Source organism: Colwellia demingiae (assembly GCF_007954275.1).
GTDB classification, from domain to species: Bacteria; Pseudomonadota; Gammaproteobacteria; order Enterobacterales; family Alteromonadaceae; genus Colwellia; species Colwellia demingiae.
This window is the reverse complement of sequence record NZ_VOLT01000002.1, coordinates 15,085-32,126: the sequence shown is the minus strand read 5'-3', so window position 1 is coordinate 32,126 and position 17,042 is coordinate 15,085. Positions and strand designations below refer to the sequence as shown.

At 37.3% G+C, this 17,042-nt stretch carries 10 protein-coding genes and 2 pseudogenes; 8 read left to right on the top strand and 4 right to left on the bottom strand.

Annotated elements, in window-relative coordinates; all coding sequences use genetic code 11:
- Positions 1 to 15: 15 nt before the first annotated feature.
- Positions 16 to 2,331, bottom strand: coding sequence for an LPS-assembly protein LptD (locus tag ESZ36_RS02955; RefSeq protein ID WP_146783358.1), 2,316 nt, complete (start codon positions 2,329 to 2,331; stop codon positions 16 to 18).
- A 167-nt stretch (positions 2,332 to 2,498) separates the two neighbouring features.
- Between ESZ36_RS02955 and djlA the strand changes: the two genes are divergently transcribed.
- Positions 2,499 to 3,326 (top strand): co-chaperone DjlA, encoded by an 828-nt coding sequence (gene djlA, locus ESZ36_RS02950; RefSeq protein ID WP_146783355.1) that lies wholly within the window; start codon positions 2,499 to 2,501, stop codon positions 3,324 to 3,326.
- A 110-nt stretch (positions 3,327 to 3,436) separates the two neighbouring features.
- On the opposite strand, the gene ESZ36_RS02945 is transcribed toward djlA, so the two are convergent.
- From ESZ36_RS02945 to rapA, 3 genes and pseudogenes are all read right to left on the bottom strand, one after another.
- On the bottom strand, positions 3,437 to 4,384 hold the full coding sequence (locus ESZ36_RS02945; RefSeq protein WP_146783353.1) for a DUF3530 family protein: 948 nt from the start codon (positions 4,382 to 4,384) through the stop codon (positions 3,437 to 3,439).
- Positions 4,385 to 4,449: 65 nt separating this feature from the next.
- Positions 4,450 to 5,133 carry a pseudouridine synthase gene (locus ESZ36_RS02940; RefSeq protein WP_146783350.1) on the bottom strand — a complete coding sequence of 228 codons (684 nt, stop codon included), beginning with the start codon at positions 5,131 to 5,133 and terminating at the stop codon, positions 4,450 to 4,452.
- Positions 5,134 to 5,215: 82 nt separating this feature from the next.
- A pseudogene (gene rapA / locus ESZ36_RS02935) lies at positions 5,216 to 8,143 on the bottom strand (RNA polymerase-associated protein RapA).
- Positions 8,144 to 8,417: 274 nt separating this feature from the next.
- On the opposite strand from rapA, the pseudogene ESZ36_RS02930 reads away from it, so the two are divergent.
- The 7 genes and pseudogenes from ESZ36_RS02930 to ESZ36_RS02900 all read left to right on the top strand — a co-directional run.
- A pseudogene (locus ESZ36_RS02930) lies at positions 8,418 to 9,305 on the top strand (PIN domain-containing protein); the annotation flags it as partial.
- Positions 9,306 to 9,536: 231 nt separating this feature from the next.
- Positions 9,537 to 10,922, top strand: coding sequence for a PhoH family protein (locus tag ESZ36_RS02925; protein WP_146783347.1), 1,386 nt, complete (start codon positions 9,537 to 9,539; stop codon positions 10,920 to 10,922).
- A gap of 419 nt (positions 10,923 to 11,341) precedes the next feature.
- Positions 11,342 to 11,980, top strand: coding sequence for an ANTAR domain-containing response regulator (locus tag ESZ36_RS02920; protein ID WP_146783344.1), 639 nt, complete (start codon positions 11,342 to 11,344; stop codon positions 11,978 to 11,980).
- Between the two features lie 347 nt (positions 11,981 to 12,327).
- Positions 12,328 to 13,713, top strand: a complete 1,386-nt coding sequence (locus ESZ36_RS02915; RefSeq protein ID WP_146783341.1) for a CmpA/NrtA family ABC transporter substrate-binding protein — start codon at positions 12,328 to 12,330, stop codon at positions 13,711 to 13,713.
- 141 nt (positions 13,714 to 13,854) lie between these two features.
- Positions 13,855 to 14,805: an ABC transporter permease gene (locus ESZ36_RS02910; RefSeq protein ID WP_425457372.1), complete on the top strand. Its 951-nt coding sequence runs from the start codon at positions 13,855 to 13,857 to the stop codon at positions 14,803 to 14,805.
- A gap of 84 nt (positions 14,806 to 14,889) precedes the next feature.
- Positions 14,890 to 15,717 (top strand): ABC transporter ATP-binding protein, encoded by an 828-nt coding sequence (locus ESZ36_RS02905; RefSeq protein WP_246128999.1) that lies wholly within the window; start codon positions 14,890 to 14,892, stop codon positions 15,715 to 15,717.
- 90 nt (positions 15,718 to 15,807) lie between these two features.
- Positions 15,808 to 17,022 (top strand): alginate export family protein, encoded by a 1,215-nt coding sequence (locus tag ESZ36_RS02900; RefSeq protein ID WP_146783333.1) that lies wholly within the window; start codon positions 15,808 to 15,810, stop codon positions 17,020 to 17,022.
- Positions 17,023 to 17,042 lie beyond the last annotated feature (20 nt).

Here is a 17,042-nt window from a genome sequence, read left to right as displayed (position 1 = left end):
ATATTGCGTATGGTGCTAATTTTGTAAGTAATAAGGGCGTTTATAACCAAATATGCTCTTATCAAACATCTCTTGCGTACCTATAGCTGATTGTTTGCCGTCTAAGCCTTTAATGATTAGTTTGATACTAATACCAGTATCAAACTCTTCACGACCATCACTAACAAAACTGGCGGCGTCTAAATTAGAGTTAATATGGCGCTGGTAGGCTATACGTACCGCCCAACAACAACTTTCATATTGAAAGCCAGCATATGATTCTAAACTTCTATCTTGCTGTAAGTCTTGTGTTAAACGACCGACAAAAGCCCAGTTTTCGTTAATAGCAATACTTGTTAAGAGGGAAGCTTGTTCTAAGCTATCTCCTGAGACATTACGAGTATAGCGATGGTTCAATTGAATTAGATTATATTTATTAATTTGATAATCAATATTAACTTGCCCTTTATTAGTAAAGTCTTCTAGGGTGTTATATTGAATATCTCCACTTACCTGCCACTGATGATTTATTCGGTAGAATAAGTCTGCTGCAACAGATGACTGTTTATTGTCAATGCCGCCATTATCAGTTAACAAGGCATCATTGGCAAGGTCGGTATTATTTTCACCAAGATATTGAATACGACCAAGACTAACACGTACTATTTCCAGATTCTCTTCATCAAGTAATCGACTGGTAATACCCCAAGTAAACTGGTTAGCTGCCGCTATTCTATCTAAGCCACTATAACGGGTATCACGAAAAATCCCGTGGAAATCGTCTTGTAAAATGGTGGTGTCATATAAGCCAATATTGGATTGATCTTTATCTGGCACATAAAGGTATTGTAACTGTGGCTCTAAGGTATGGCGATAGCTTTGTCCAAAAGCGAGAAGTTGTCTATCAAAATTAACACCTGCATGAATACGTACCTTAGGTAAGGTTCTTTCTACGGTTTCCTCTAATGAGCTGCCTGCAGTAATATTATCTTGTTGATAATAGGTATGCATTAATTTTACTTCAGAGTTTAAAAACCAAGCGGGTCTAGTAATCGGAAAAGTAAAGCCCGCTTCAACATGGTAGCGGTTTGCCTCTACTTGATCTTTCTCTGATGCTTCAAAACTAGTCATTTCAGAATAAAGTTCAAATTGGCCAGATAAAAAGTTTAACGGCTGTTGGGCTGATAGTTCAATGTGAGGTAATGTTTTATAGCTTGGCTGATGATCACCGAGTACTTCAAAATCTTGTAATTGCAATTTCGCTTGCCACTGCTCGCCAAAGTAAGCCAATTCTCCTATTTGATAAAGATAAGCATCGTTTGAATTATACTGTTTACTGCCGATATCAACTAAATAGTTATCATCACTAATGGTGGTGTAATCAATATAAGCGCGAAAATCTTCAGAAAAAGTACCTACATGTTGAAAACGAGCTAAGTATCGTGGGTCATCATTGGTTTTGATTTTCTTATCATTATTTAAATACTCAAGATCAATTTTACCCGATTGCTGATCCATTAAATAACGAAATTCAGTTTGTAGTTGCGTGCCGCGATCAGACATATAGCGCGGAGTAATCGTAGCATCATAGTTCTCGGCAATATTCCAATAAAATGGGGCGCTAAACTCTACACCTAAGTTGCTAGATGTACTTAGCTCAGGATACAAAAAACCAGTTAAGCGTTCTTTAGATATTGGAAAAGAAAAGTAGGGTACATACAGGATTGGAACATCTAATACTCTAAACTGTGCATGATAAGCTTCGCCAAAGTCGCCTTTTGAAGAGAGGTTAATTTCAGACGCCTTTATTTGCCAATCGGGTACTTCTTGTAAACATGTAGTAAAAGTAGAGTCGACTAAACTAAGCATGCCATCACTATTGATAGACAATTTTGCCGCGGTACCATGCCCTGGATTGCAATCAAGTTGATATGACGCAGCGGTCATCTCTGTTGATTTATCTATTTTACTTGCACTTAGCGTGTTGGCAAAAATATTGATTTGTTTACCTTGGTAATGAATATTTCCAATGGCTTCTATTTGCATTTTTAAACGATTAAAGGAAAGTTGGTCGGCAACGATTTTCTGACTCTTATCTACCAGAATAACAGAGCCGTTAAATAGTGCGATTTGGTCTTGTTGTATACTTGCTTGTAAAGAGGATATACGGATAGTGCTATCGACCACTTCAGGTATACCAATAGCAATATCATCAAATTCAGGTAATGGGCACTGCATCAATCTAGTTTCAGGCGATTGACTCTTTTGTTCGACGTTGGCGTGAGCCGTCTCTGAAAGGCAAACGACTAATAGTGCAATTAGGGTAAAACTTAATGTACGGGAAAAAAACATTTATTGTCCGAAAATGATGAAAGTATTTATAAATTGATTTTATAGCGATGAATCAAGTATTTTAACGACTAATTGCTTTATGATATAGCAATTTTTTCAGTTGGACTAACTTCTTATGTCATAGTTCATCTGTTGGTTAGATATTATTGTAAGGAATGCTTAAAAAAATGCATATTTGGGGTAAGATTTTAGGTTTTTTGTTTGGTTTTATGCTCAGTAAAAACCTGTTTGGGGCTTTATTAGGTCTTTGGCTTGGTCATATGTTTGATCGCGGCCGAGGTTTTAATTTCAATGGTAAAGCCGGCGGTAAAGAAGATGAGATAGCTCGGCAAGCTGCTTTTTTCTATACTACTTTTTCAGTGATGGGACATGTTGCTAAAGCTAAAGGACAAGTGACTAATCATGAAATTATGTTTGCTAGTGCTTATATGGACAAACTGGGACTAAGTAGCGAATTACGCGAGCAAGCCCAAGATGCTTTTCGTGAAGGTAAATCAACAGGTTTTCCGCTCAAAGATCGTCTTGTTAAATTTAAACGTTTGATGGGAAATAGACATGATTTGTTGCTAATGTTTTTAGAAATTCAAGTTCAAGTTGCTTTTAGTGATGGGGAATTAGATGACGCAGAGCGTTCTGTTTTGCACACCATAGCAAAACTCCTAGGTTATTCTGCGGGTGAACTTGATAAATTACTAGAAATGATTATTGCGGGTGCTAATTTCCATCAACAACAAGGTGGCCGGGGTTATCGTCAACAAGGATCAGGAAATATACCTGCTAGCGGTCAGCAATTAGATAATGCTTTTAAAGTACTCGGGATTGATAAAAACTCAGAAATGCGAGTAATTAAAAAGGCTTATAAAAAATTAATGTCTCAACACCACCCAGATAAATTAATGGCCAAGGGCTTGCCACCAGAAATGATGGAAAGTGCTAAACAAAAAACACAAGAAATTCAAGCTGCATATGACTTGATTGAAAAACAGAATAAATAACCCCTAAACATGCTTAAGGCATTACCTGTATGTTTAGTGTTTAATTCTGTTTAGAGCTCATAAGGCTATTCGATATTGAATAGCTCTTCTTTTTTATAATGGTATGAACTTTACCAACCAATCGCTTTTAGCCAACTATTAATTTGGCTCAATAACTCTTCTTCAGGATAATAACCAGTGACAGTATTGTTTAACTGACGTTGGCGGTAATATACTTTCATTTCTTGCTTCGAAAAGGCCTTCCTTTGTGCCGCCTTGTTTAACACGAGTTGATTATCGTGTTTAAGGTAAAGGTCGAGCACAGGCAGTTCAGTCGAAGCAACCTGATGTGCAAAGTTTTCATTTACACTATTAATGAGTGCATGGTTACTTTGTCGATAACTACTTAGCATGATGAGTGCATTGGGCTGTAGACTATCGTCTTGACTGTATATATCGACTAGTAAAGCGGCATTATTTCCTTGAGCAATCACTAGTACTATGCCTGGATATTCTCTTGCGGTATTCATGACAGCATTGAGCATGCTATTAAGTTTACTTTTATACTCTTTGAGGATTAATTGGTTTTCTTTTTTTTGCTCTGCTACCGTAATTGCCGTTGAAGGATAATTTTCTGGTTTATTACTCGGTTGTATTGCAATAGTGCTCCAGCCTTTAGCGGGCAAGGCATTACGTAAGTAATTTATGGCTTTTGGGTTGGTGGCGCCTTGCTGCCATTCAGGTAACAAAATCACAACACCTTTACTGTTCGCACTTGTATGTTTTTTCACTAACGTCAAATAATCATCAGGTCCTGCGAGTAATGGCTTTACCTGTTCACCTGCTAGATAATGCTTAAGGTCTTCTTTATGCTGTTTAGTTAACTCGATAGGCTTTTTTATTAGAGTAGCTTTATTCGCATTCTTTTGAGTATTCTCTACTGTCGCATCAGGTTTCTGTTCTTCTGCAAAGGTTGTTGAGCAAATAAAAGTAAGCATACAGATAAATAAAATCAATGGTTTTGAGTTGATTATATTTCGACTTCTTTTAGGCAGATTAACTTTATGTAGACTTGTCATCGGCAACTGTTTTCCTCAATGGGTCAAAGTCTCTATACTCTATATCGACTAGAAAGTAGAAAGCGTTAAATAAATGGGCATGGTGCACTAAACGTAATCGCTTGTTCAGTACTTGGATGAAATAAACTTAACTTCAACGCATGTAATTGTAATCTTTTTCTCATACTTAATGGTTCTGGGGGCGCATATAGTCTATCCCCTAAAATGGGATGACCTAACGCTAACATATGGACTCTAAGTTGATGAGAACGTCCAGTAATAGGAGTTAGTTCAAGCAAGGTGCTAGCTTGTTCGTCTATTGAATCATTATGGCTAAGTACATGATAATGCGTTAATGATTTTTTCCCGTTTTCATGATCAACTTTTTGTTTTGGTCTATTGGGCCAGTCAGATATTAATGGTAAATCAATACTGCCATCATTCAACTCAACTAAACCCCATACACGGGCGATGTAGCTCTTTTGAGTTTTTCTTTGTTCAAATTGACGGCTAATAGCAACATGTGCAGGTTTGTTTAACGCCATAATCATTATGCCTGAAGTGGCCATATCTAACCTATGCACGATAGTTGCGGTAGGTAAAACTCTTTGTACACGATTTTGTAAACAATCTTGATGTTCAGGCAAGCGGCCCGGCACACTTAAAATACCACTTGCTTTATTTAAGACAACAATATCATTATCTTGGTAAATGATATCAAGGTAAGGAGACATCGGGGGTAGATAGATAAAATCAGGGTTTGCGCTCATTAATTTCTCAGGAATAGAGGGCTATGCTCTGATGAACTTAGCCCTATAATTTGTTAGTGTGTAGCCCGTTAACGCCTAGACATTAGTGTGTAACTACTATCATGCGAATTGCTTCAAAGGTCAATTGCGCTTTATCAATATAGTGGCTTAATTCATCTTGTTGCTGACTAATAAAATCAATCTCTTCTTGGCGCACACTTGGGTTAATAGCCTTTAACGCTGTTAATCGCTGTTGCTCTAATGAGAGTTTACTTTGCATAGCAGTTAAAGATTTCTTTTAAATTTCAACAATATGTTGCTCGCCATGTACTTCTGCTTTTGCAACTAAAGGAGTTATTTGGGTCTTAAGTGCTTTGATAAGTTGTAATGCCATTTGTTTTTTAACAGGTGACAATTGTTTATCAAGTACTTTTTCACTGACTTTGTCGGCTAAATTATTGCCATTTTTGTCTACCAGAATACGAATTGGCGTAGTAGGTAAGTAACGACCTAGCTGTAAATGAGCAGGAGCGGTAGCTTCAACAGTAAATAAGCATTCAAGGAAGAATGTGCCTACCGGTAGCGCTTCATTTTTTAATAAACCAATACTGGCATTACCAATTTCATCGCTTAAGACCAAATCCATCACACCACGAACCATAGGATGATCCCACGTTAATAATTGATAGTTTTCATTAACTAAGGCTGTTTCTCTATCAAAAGTAACCGTGGTGCCATCTTCAGGTAAGCAAGGGAAGTTACTATTAAGCATGTGCTCGCTTTGATTTAAGGCAATGGCATTATCGGCTTTATCATCTTGCTGTACACCAAAAACATCGAGTGCTTGAAACATAAATTGAGGCAAGTCTATGTCATTATCAACTTGTTGAATTTTTTCAACTAGCTCATGAGCACGGCCTTGGCCAGATGAGTTCAGCTCTAATAATTTATCTCGGCCAGATTCTAATTCAGCTTTAATCGATAAATGTTTCTGCCAACTATCACTGATGAGTGATTCGGCCTCAACTGACTGCTGCTGGCAGGTTAATGCTAATGAGAGTAATTGTTCACCGAAGGTTTCGAAAACCACTCGACCCGTAATACAAGTATGCTCAAATGCTTGCATACCTTGTTGGTACCAATCAAATAATAACTGCTGTGCCGAATCTGCAAAGTAAGGCACATGAATACGGATTATCTCTGTTTGTCCAATACGATCTAAGCGACCAATGCGTTGCTCTAATAAATCAGGATTACTTGGTAAATCAAACAGTACTAGATGATGAGCAAATTGGAAATTTCGCCCTTCACTACCAATCTCAGAACAAAGCAATAATTGAGCGCTATCTTCATCTTGGGCAAAATAAGCGGCAGCCTTATCACGTTCAAATATCGATAGACCTTCATGGAAAACAGCACTGCGGATACCTTCTTTAATACGAAGAACTGCTTCTAAATCAATGGCTGTTTGGGCATTTGCACAAATGACTAAGACTTTTTCTCTTTTAAGCGACTGTAATAATTCAATTAAATAATCAACTCGAGGATCAAAGTCAGTCCAAGTGTCATTCTGTTGATTTAAGCCGTGGAGCATTTCTGGGGTGAAAATATATTTAGCCTGCTTTGATTTTGCTAAGGCTTCAGGGCAATCACTGAGCATAAACTCATTAATATTTTCTTGATATTGCTCTGGCATAATAAGTGCTGTAGGCACTACTTGGCGGGCAGGGAAACCTTTAATAGTATTTCGAGAGTTTCTAAACAAGATACGACCAGTACCATGTCTGTCGAGTAACTGTTTTAATAAACCTTGGCGTACTTTTGCTGATTCTTCACTGTCTGCTTGGTTTAACTCTGTCAGTTGAATGCTGATATCAGTTTCTTTCAATAAATCAGTGAGTGTTGTTTCTTGCTCACTAGAAAGCTGGTTACCTTCAACTAACGCATTGGCGGCATCAGCAACTTCACTATAGTGGGACTCTTCTTCGGTAAACTTTTGATAATCATAAAAACGGTCAGCATCAAGTAAACGCAAACGAGCAAAGTGACTTTCATGACCTAATTGGTCAGGAGTAGCAGTTAATAATAAAACCCCAGGGATAACTTGCGCGAGTTGTTCAATACACTGGTATTCAATACTAGGTTTATCTTGTTGCCAATTTAAGTGGTGTGCCTCATCGACAACCATCAAATCCCAATCTTCACTAACCAGTGCGTCAAACCATTGGGGATTATTAGTGATAAAACCTAGGTTAACCAATACCAATTGTTCTGAACTAAAAGGATTCGCTTTTTTGCCGTCAACATAGTTATCTTGGCTGGTTTCAACACAGCGCTCATTATCAAAAATACTAAAGTTGAGGTTAAATCGGCGCAGCATTTCAACCAGCCATTGATGCATTAAAGATTCTGGTACTATGATCAAAATTCTTTTTGCACGACCAGTGACTAATTGTTGGTGAATGATTAAGCCGGCTTCAATGGTTTTACCTAAGCCAACTTCATCGGCAAGTAAAACTCTAGGGGCAAAGCGATTACCGACTTCATCGGCAATGTAAAGTTGGTGCGGTATTAAGCTGACTCTACCGCCAGTCAAACCTGTTAAATCAGATTGCTGCTGTTGATATTGATGTTGTAAGCAATCTTTGCGTAAGCGAAACCAGTCTAAACGGTCAACTTGGCTATTAAGCAAGCGGTCGTGAGGTTTATTGAATTTAATAAAGTGATCTATCATCACTTCTTTTAGGATGATTTGCTCATTGGTATCTTGGCGTATGCCTTCATAGCTAATTATACCCTGGGCTTCACTATGTGAAATTACTTTTAAAGACCAACCTTCGTGGCTAGGAATAAGGTCATCTTTATTAAATATAACACGTGTTAGTGGGGCATTATCTTTAGCATATTTGCGAGATTCACCTGTGGCAGTGAAAACAATATTAACAAAGCGGTGTTCAACACCTGTTACTGTACCCAATCCCTGATCTGATTCACTGTCACTGATCCAACGCTGACCTACCTGAAATGGCATAAACTTACTTCTCCAACGATTGCTTAGTTATTACTTTATATTTGATTAAGAGCGATACTAAGCATTAAAAACTAGGGGTAAAAAAAAAGCGCTATAGTACTCCTAATCATAGACGGAATCATTAAAAAATTAAGCTTGCTTAGTGATAATTTAGATATTATTGTGAATAAGCTATACTTTAATCGGTATTGATTACGGATTGCTCTTTTATATTTGTTTTGTCAGTGAATCACGGAGATTAGCCATGACTAAAGAGAATATGAATAATGAGAATATGTTAAGTGATAATTTAACCCAAACGTCTCAAATCGACGAGACTATTGACCAACCTATTATCTATATATTAGATACCAATATCCTTTTGCACGAACCTTTCGCTTTTTTATCTTTTAAAGAGCACGATGTAGTTGTACCCATGACAGTGCTGGAAGAACTCGACTCAATTAAAGATAGGCGCAAAGATGTCAGCCGTGACGCTAGAGTAGCTATACGAGCGCTTGAAGATACTTTACGAGATGCCAGTCCTGAGCAAGTACTTGCCGGCGTAAAACTACCTCAAAATGATGACCAACATCCCAGTGGCAGCCTTGCCATTATTAATGATTATGCCCTTGAGAAAACAGCTCACACTTTATCTTTCAATGAAAATGATAATCGTATCATTAACGCTGCTTTGCATATTCAAAAGAAAACTCCAAATAAAAAAATTGTTTTGGTTACTAAAGATATTAATATGCGTTTGAAAGCCAAAGGAGCAGGGCTAGCACACGTAGAGGATTATAGAACTGATCAGCTTATTGATGACATCCAATTTTTAACTAAAGGCTACCATCAATTTGAAGGAGATTTCTGGCAACAAATTCAATCTGTTGATAGCGAGACGGAAGGAAGAAACACTACCCATTATGTTGCTCGAGAAACAGTACCTTTAACTTACATCAATGAATACTTACTTGATGAAAGTGGCACTTTTGCTGGGAAGGTTACTGGTTGGGATGACGATAAAATCTCTATTTTAGATCTTGGACGTGAACGACTGTTAGCGAAAAATGCTTGGGGCATTCATCCAAAAAATATTTATCAAGGTATGGCGATGGATGCGTTATTGGACCCTACTATTGATTTGGTTATCCTTACCGGTCCAGCAGGTAGCGGTAAAACGGGTGTCAATAAAGGAAAAACAACTAAATTCGTTAAGACCCAAATAATTAATGAAAGTCTGTGGAGTAATTGCAACCAAGCTAATAGCTTAACGAGTTCTAATCACATCTATCACCTAACTCTTTAATTTACTAAAACTACAAATAATTTATTTAAGTAGTAATTCATAAAAATAATTTCTATTAATAATATTAAATAATTAGTTGAAACTTTTTATTTTAGGAGATTAGCAATGAAAAATTCAAATGAAAACCGCAACCCTCGCGTACTTGATACATCAGCTTTAGTTCATGATCCAAAAAGCCTATTAGCATATCGTGACGATATATATATCTGTCTAACAGTCTTAGAAGAGCTTGATAATTTAAAAGAACGAACAGATAAAAACGTTAGTCAAGATGCTCGCATGGTTATCAGAATGTTGGAAGACATTATTAATGGTCATTCCAGTGAAGATATGGAAAAAGGTATCCAGTTACCTTCTACTGAAACAGCGAAACGAGGAAAGTTATTTATAGGCATTGATACACAGATAGATTTTGCAAAGGAATTGAAGCACGCAATCGGGAGCGATGCAGATAATAGAATAATAAATTATGCACTTCATTTACAAAATACGCTAAAGCAAGACGTTACGATTGTTAGTCGCGATATCAATATGCGTTTAAAGTCGCGAACCATTGGCGTTGATGCGGAAGATGTATTAGTCGATAACCAAATTTCAGATGTTGACTTACTTTACACGGGGGTACAGTCATTCACTGGAGACTTATTTGATCGATGTGAAGAAGAAAAAGACTTCGCGATGAGTGGAAAACTTTACCGCTTCAATCGGGATGTTTTTAATGATGAAGCTCAACCCAACATGTATTGGTATGACGAAATTGGCCATATTGGGAAGATAAAAGAAGTAACTGATGAACATATTTTTACAACATTACTTCAAAGAAAACCAGAAAAAATTTGGGGGATACTCCCGAAAAACCAGCGACAAGCAGTAGCGTTAGATCAACTAGTAGACCCAGATTTTGATTTAAATATCCTCCTTGGCCCTGCTGGTTCGGGTAAGACTTTTTTAGCCATCGCGGCAGGATTACATCAAGTGATCGAATTGAAACAGTATAAAAAAATCGTTGTGGTTCGTAGTAGAGATTTTATGGACGATGATCCTGGCTTTTTACCTGGGGATTTGAAAGAAAAGTCCATGCCATTATTGGCAGGAGTTACAGACGCTTTAATTTCTATGCATGCACATGACGATGAAGACGAAAAAAGCACTCGCGCAACGGTAGAACATATTATTGACCGAGCGAATATAGAGTTTACATCGATGGCATATTTCAGGGGTAGATCTATTGATGATGCTGTTCTTATCATCGATGAAGCTCAGAATATGACCAGAGCACAGATGAAAGGAATGCTTAGTCGAGGTGGTAAAAACTGCCGAACTATAGTGCTGGGTAACCTTGCTCAGATTGATGATAGGTTTGTTACACCAGCATCAAGCGGTGCTAGTGCAGCAGTGAATATTTACAGAAACTATGAAAAAGGAAGTGTTTTGATATTCGATGAAGTTGAACGTAGTTTGCTAGCTGAGTTCACTGAAAAGAACTTTTAGTTGTAAGTACGAATAAACCGCCTCAAACAATTATGGTTATTAATAGTCTCAATGAGAGGATTAATAACATCCTAGGTAATATTAGTCATCACTAATGTTACCTAGATAATATTCATCATCATATCAAGAGTGTCTGCGATAATTACCTTCTGAATAGAAGTGTAGTGGCTAAGTAATACGGGTCAAAAGTTTATAACTCGGTTTGGGGCACAAAGCGCCATAGAAATTATTCTCATGTTGGATCTTAGTGTTGGGCACTATAATGAAACATGATGGCACACCAAGCAAAATATTTCTGTTCAATGGTGCAAGTATCAACGTTAATAAATAACTAAGCTTTTGATAACAAAGTAAAATAAAGTTGGCTTATTTTTTGTATTGATATTATCTACTAAGTAGATATCAATAGGTTACAGATAATGGATTTTACAAAAAACACGAATAATAGCATCGACACTTTATCAATCGACAATATGTCGGTATTACTCATTGAAGATAACCCAGAACTTAGATCACCATTAAAAAAAGCCTTAAAATATTTTCATTATCATGTCATTAAGCAGCTTAAACTTGAAGAAGATATTATGAGTCAAATAGAGTCTTGTAATCCCGACTTCCTCATTTTAGCTATCGAGCAACCAATTGAAATCCTACTGAAAAATCTAGCTGAAATTAATAAGTTATTACCATTACCTATTATTATTTTTGCTGAAAATGATTCAATTACGGTGATTAAAAACGCCATTAAAGCTGGGGTTAGTGCCTACGTAGTGCATGAAATACTTCCTCAGCGCATTAATAGTATTATTTCTGTCGCGAAAGAACGTTTTCAAGAAGTACAAGCACTTAGAAATGAGCTTAAAAAAGCGAAAACACAGTTAGAAAGTAGAAAGCTTATTGAGCGCGCTAAGGGTTATATTATGGAAATGAAGAAGATCAATGAAAACGAAGCTTATGCAATATTAAGAAAGATGGCGATGGATCAAAGTTCACCAATCGCGATGGTTGCTAAAAATATAATTGATGTACATGAATTACTGTCATCCAAAACAACATGACCTTTTGTAGTGCATTTAATCTAAAAAGTGCATATTTTACGTGTCAGTAGAGTGTTAATTCAAACAAAAAAATATAAATACATTATAAAACAGTAACTTGAAATAGTGGTAAGGTATTTGCTTCTCTATAGTCAGAACAAATATATTCAGTACACGTTACAAGCTACTTTTATCAACGACGATAAAAGTAGCTAAAAAATTCTGCTGACAACGACGTTAACAGAGTAATAAAAGGCATACGCCTTTAATTATATGAGCAATGGCGCTCACCAATTTACTTCTTTATTAGGAGATCAATTGGTGGGCGTTTTTTTTTACTTTTTAAACTTTATCCACGAGGAAATACGATGAATTGGACACAATCGATAAACAAAGGCTTAAAGAAAGTATCTGTAGGCATTGCATTAGCAATTTCAATAACAGGTGTCGTACAAAGTGCTGAACTTGGTGAACCAGAAAAAGAAGAACTAAAATTTGGCTTTATCAAACTAACTGATATGGCACCTATCGCTATAGCTTACGAAAATGGTTACTTCGAGGATGAAGGTTTATACGTAACTATAGAATCACAAGCAAATTGGAAAGTATTACTTAACGGCGTAATTGACGGTAGTTTAGATGGTGCACACATGTTGGCTGGTCAACCAATTGCAGCAACAATGGGTTACGGCACTAAAGCTAACATCATTACACCGTTTTCGATGGACTTAAATGGTAACGCGATTACCGTATCCAACGACACATGGAAAAAAATGAAGCCAAACATTCCTAAAATGGCTGATGGCAGACCTGTACACCCGATTAAAGCTGATTCATTAAAACCTGTTATCGAAGAATATAAAGAGGCTGGTAAACCTTTTAAAATGGGCATGGTTTTCCCTGTATCTACTCATAACTATGAGTTACGTTACTGGTTAGCCGCTGGAGGAATTCACCCTGGATATTATGCTCCTCACAAAGGTGATACTTCGGGTCAAATTGATGCTGAGGCATTGCTTTCAGTAACACCTCCTCCACAAATGCCGTCAACAATGGAAGCAGGTACTATTGAAGGTTACTGTGTTGGTGAACCTTGGAATCAACAAGCGGTATTTAAAAATATTGGTGTTCCAGTCGTAACGGATTACGAAATATGGAAAAACAATCCTGAAAAAGTCTTTGGTATCACAGAAGCGTTTGCTACAAAATATCCCAATACCACTATTCGCTTAACTCGCGCACTTATTCGTGCTGCTAAATGGTTAGATGATAACAATAATGGTAACCGCCCTGCTGCTGTGAAAATATTATCCCAATCTAACTATGTTGGTGCCGATTATGAGGTTATTGCTAACTCGATGACAGGTACTTTTGAATATGAAAAAGGTGACAAGCGCGCCGTACCTGATTTCAACGTATTCTTCAGATATAACGCAACTTACCCTTACTATTCAGATGCTATCTGGTATTTAACACAAATGCGTCGCTGGGGACAAATCAGCGAAGATAAAAGTGACCAATGGTACAAAGATTTAGCCGCTAAAGTGTACCGCCCTGATATTTATGAAAAAGCAGCTAAATCACTTATTGCAGACAAAATAATATCAGCAAGTGAGTTCCCAGATTTTGCAAAAGAAACGGGTTACAAGCCACCACAACAACACTTTATCGACGATATATTTTATGACGGTAGTAAGCCAAATGCTTATCTAGAAAAGTTCGCCATTGGTCTTAAAAAAGGTGACAAGCTTTAAGTTTCACTAATCTGAACTTAGTCTAAATTAAAGACTTATTAAACTAAGTTCAGGTTTACTCAAAGCAATAAATAAAGAGAGATAGGAAAATATATGAGTTTAACAGCTGCAACAATCAACCGTTTATCGGTCAATGAGAAAATGATGAAAGCCTTAAAAAGTGTATTTAATAAAATTACCAACGCCTTACTTCTACCTGTTGTTGGTATCGCGATATTTTTGGCCTTATGGTCAATTACAGCGCAAAGTATTCATACCTCTTTAGGGGAGTTCCCTGGTCCAAATGCAGTTGTTAAACAATTCTATTCACTGTACGACGAACATACAGCCGAACGAGAAAAAGCAACGGCTTTTTACGAAAGACAAGAAGTACGTAACGCTAAAAAGCTAGAGAAAAATCCGGATTACGTAGTAAAAACTAGAGCGTACACGGGGAAGGAAACGTTTGTAGATCAGATACTGACCAGTTTAGTTACCGTAACCTGTGGCTTTTTATTGGCGGCTATTATTGCTATCCCATTAGGTATTTGGATGGGCTTAAGTGTAAAGCTAAACTCCGCACTCAATCCCATAGTACAAATATTTAAACCGGTCTCACCTTTAGCGTGGCTACCACTGGTAACTATGTTAGTTAGTGCCGTTTATGTATCAGATGATCCGATGGTGTCCAAGTCATTCTTAACCTCACTAATCACGGTAAGTCTTTGTAGTTTGTGGCCAATGGTTATTAATACTTCAATAGGTGTTTCGTCAATCGACAGTGATTTATTGAATGTAAGTAAAGTACTGCGTTTACCAACATTTACAAACATTAAAAAAATTGTCTTACCTGCTTCAATTCCAATGATATTTACCGGTATGCGTTTATCGTTTGGTGTCGCTTGGATGGTACTTATCGCCGCAGAAATGCTGGCTCAAAACCCAGGTCTAGGTAAGTTTGTTTGGGATGAATTCCAAAATGGTAGTTCCGAATCACTGGCTAGAATTATGGCCGCAGTGGTCGTGATTGGCTTCATTGGATTCCTGTTAGACCGGATCATGCTGCTATTACAGCGAAAAGTATCTTGGGACAAATCAAGCGCAAGCGTTTAAGGAATTAATATGACAACTCAAAACTCAGAAGTAAATACAGAAATCACGACAGAAAATGTATTTTTAAACATTAGCCGCATTGATATGGAGTTTCCTACACCAAACGGCAGTTTCACTGCACTCAAAGAGGTAGATTTACAAATTAACAAAGGTGAGTTTATTTCACTAATCGGTCACTCCGGTTGTGGTAAATCAACCGTGTTAAATATTGTTGCGGGTATTTACCAAGCAACAAAAGGCGGGGTGTTACTTAAAAATAAAGAGGTAAATGAACCAGGCCCTGAACGTGCTGTTGTTTTCCAAAACCATTCGTTATTACCTTGGTTAACTTCATATCAAAATGTGGAGCTTGCTGTTGATCAAGTATTTAGTAAAAAAATGTCTAAGACAGAAAAGAAAGACTGGATAGAACATAATTTAAAGTTAGTACATATGGATCACGCCATGCACAAACGTCCAGATGAGATATCAGGAGGCATGAAACAGCGAGTTGGTATTGCTCGCGCCTTGGCCATGCAACCAGAAGTCTTATTAATGGATGAACCTTTTGGTGCACTTGATGCGTTAACACGGGCACATATGCAAGATTCTTTAATGGATATCCAAAAAGAGCTAAATAATACGGTCATCATGATCACTCATGATGTTGACGAAGCGGTTTTATTGTCTGACCGTATAATCATGATGACAAATGGTCCAGAGGCTACGATTGGTGAAATTCTTGAGGTCAACTTACCCCATCCTCGTGATCGGTTAGCATTAGCAAAAGATCCTGAGTACAACCGTCTCCGATCAGAGGTATTAACCTTCCTTTATGAAAAGCAAAGAAAGGTAGAAGATATTAAAGACAAGAAGCCGGCAGTTAAAGCAGAAGCAATGACTATAGTCGAAGATGATATTAAAGAAGCATAACAACCACTAATTTTTCGTACTAAAAATTATTATAAAAAAATTTAATAGCTTTAAACAAATTTAAATTTACTCTAAAAGGAAAACCTACACATGACACCGAAAAAGATCGCTTTATGTTTATCAATTGCACTTGCAGGCAGTTGCTCTTCAATAGTTTTTGCAGAAGACACTATGAAATCGGTAAACTCAATCACTGACGCGTTAATTAACGGTAAAACCAGTGCAAATATGAACTTACGTTATGAAGGTGTTAGTCAAGATAATGCGTTAAAAGACGCTTCAGCCTTTACCTTAAGAACACGTTTAACCTATGAAACAGGTACTTTTGCAGGTTTTTCTTCTTTAGTTGAATTTGAAGATTCTAGAGTTGTTGCTGGTATTGATGATTACAACAATACTTTGGGGAAAAACGCTGGTGAGTATTCAGTAATTGCCGATCCGGAAACGACCGAACTTGACCAAGCATTTTTACAATACAAACAAGATATATTTTCAGTTAAAGCAGGTCGACAGGTCATTACAATGGATAATCACCGATTTGTAGGTCATGTTGGCTGGCGTCAAGATAGGCAGACATTTGATGCGCTATCGTTAGACTTTACTCCAATGAAAGGCATGACGTTAGATTACAGCTACATCACTCAACGCAACAGAATATTTGCTGAAGCTAAAGATATTGATTCAAACGATCACTTATTAAATGCGTCATATAAAACGGGTATTGGTAAAGTAACCGCTTACGGTTATTTATTAGAAGTCGATAATGATACCGATAATAGCTTAGACACATTTGGTCTGCGTTTAAATGGCGGTAAGGATATTACCTATTCTGTAGAATACGCTACGCAGTCATCTGAGTCAGGTGGTACATCATATGATGCTGACTATTTATTAGCTGAAGTAGGCACTAAGTTTTCAGGTATTGGTCTTAAACTAGGTTATGAATTACTAGGCTCTGATGACGGTAACTACGGTTTCTCTACTCCGCTTGCAACACTTCACAAATTCAACGGTTGGTCAGATCAGTTTTTAAATTCACCTAAAGAAGGTTTACAAGACCTTTACGCCAGTATTGGCGGTAAATTAGCTGGAGTGAAATGGGCATTGGTTTTCCATAAGTTTGATGCCGACCAAGCTTCTGCAACGGTTGATGATTTAGGCTCTGAAATTGATGCGGTATATAAATATAGCTTCACTAAAAACTACTCTGGGGGAATTAAATTAGCAGCTTACTCAGCAGGAGATGTAGGGTCAGGTAAAGTAGACACTGAAAAACTGTGGTTATGGGTAAATGCTAAGTTTTAATAGTTAACCTCAGCTCTGGA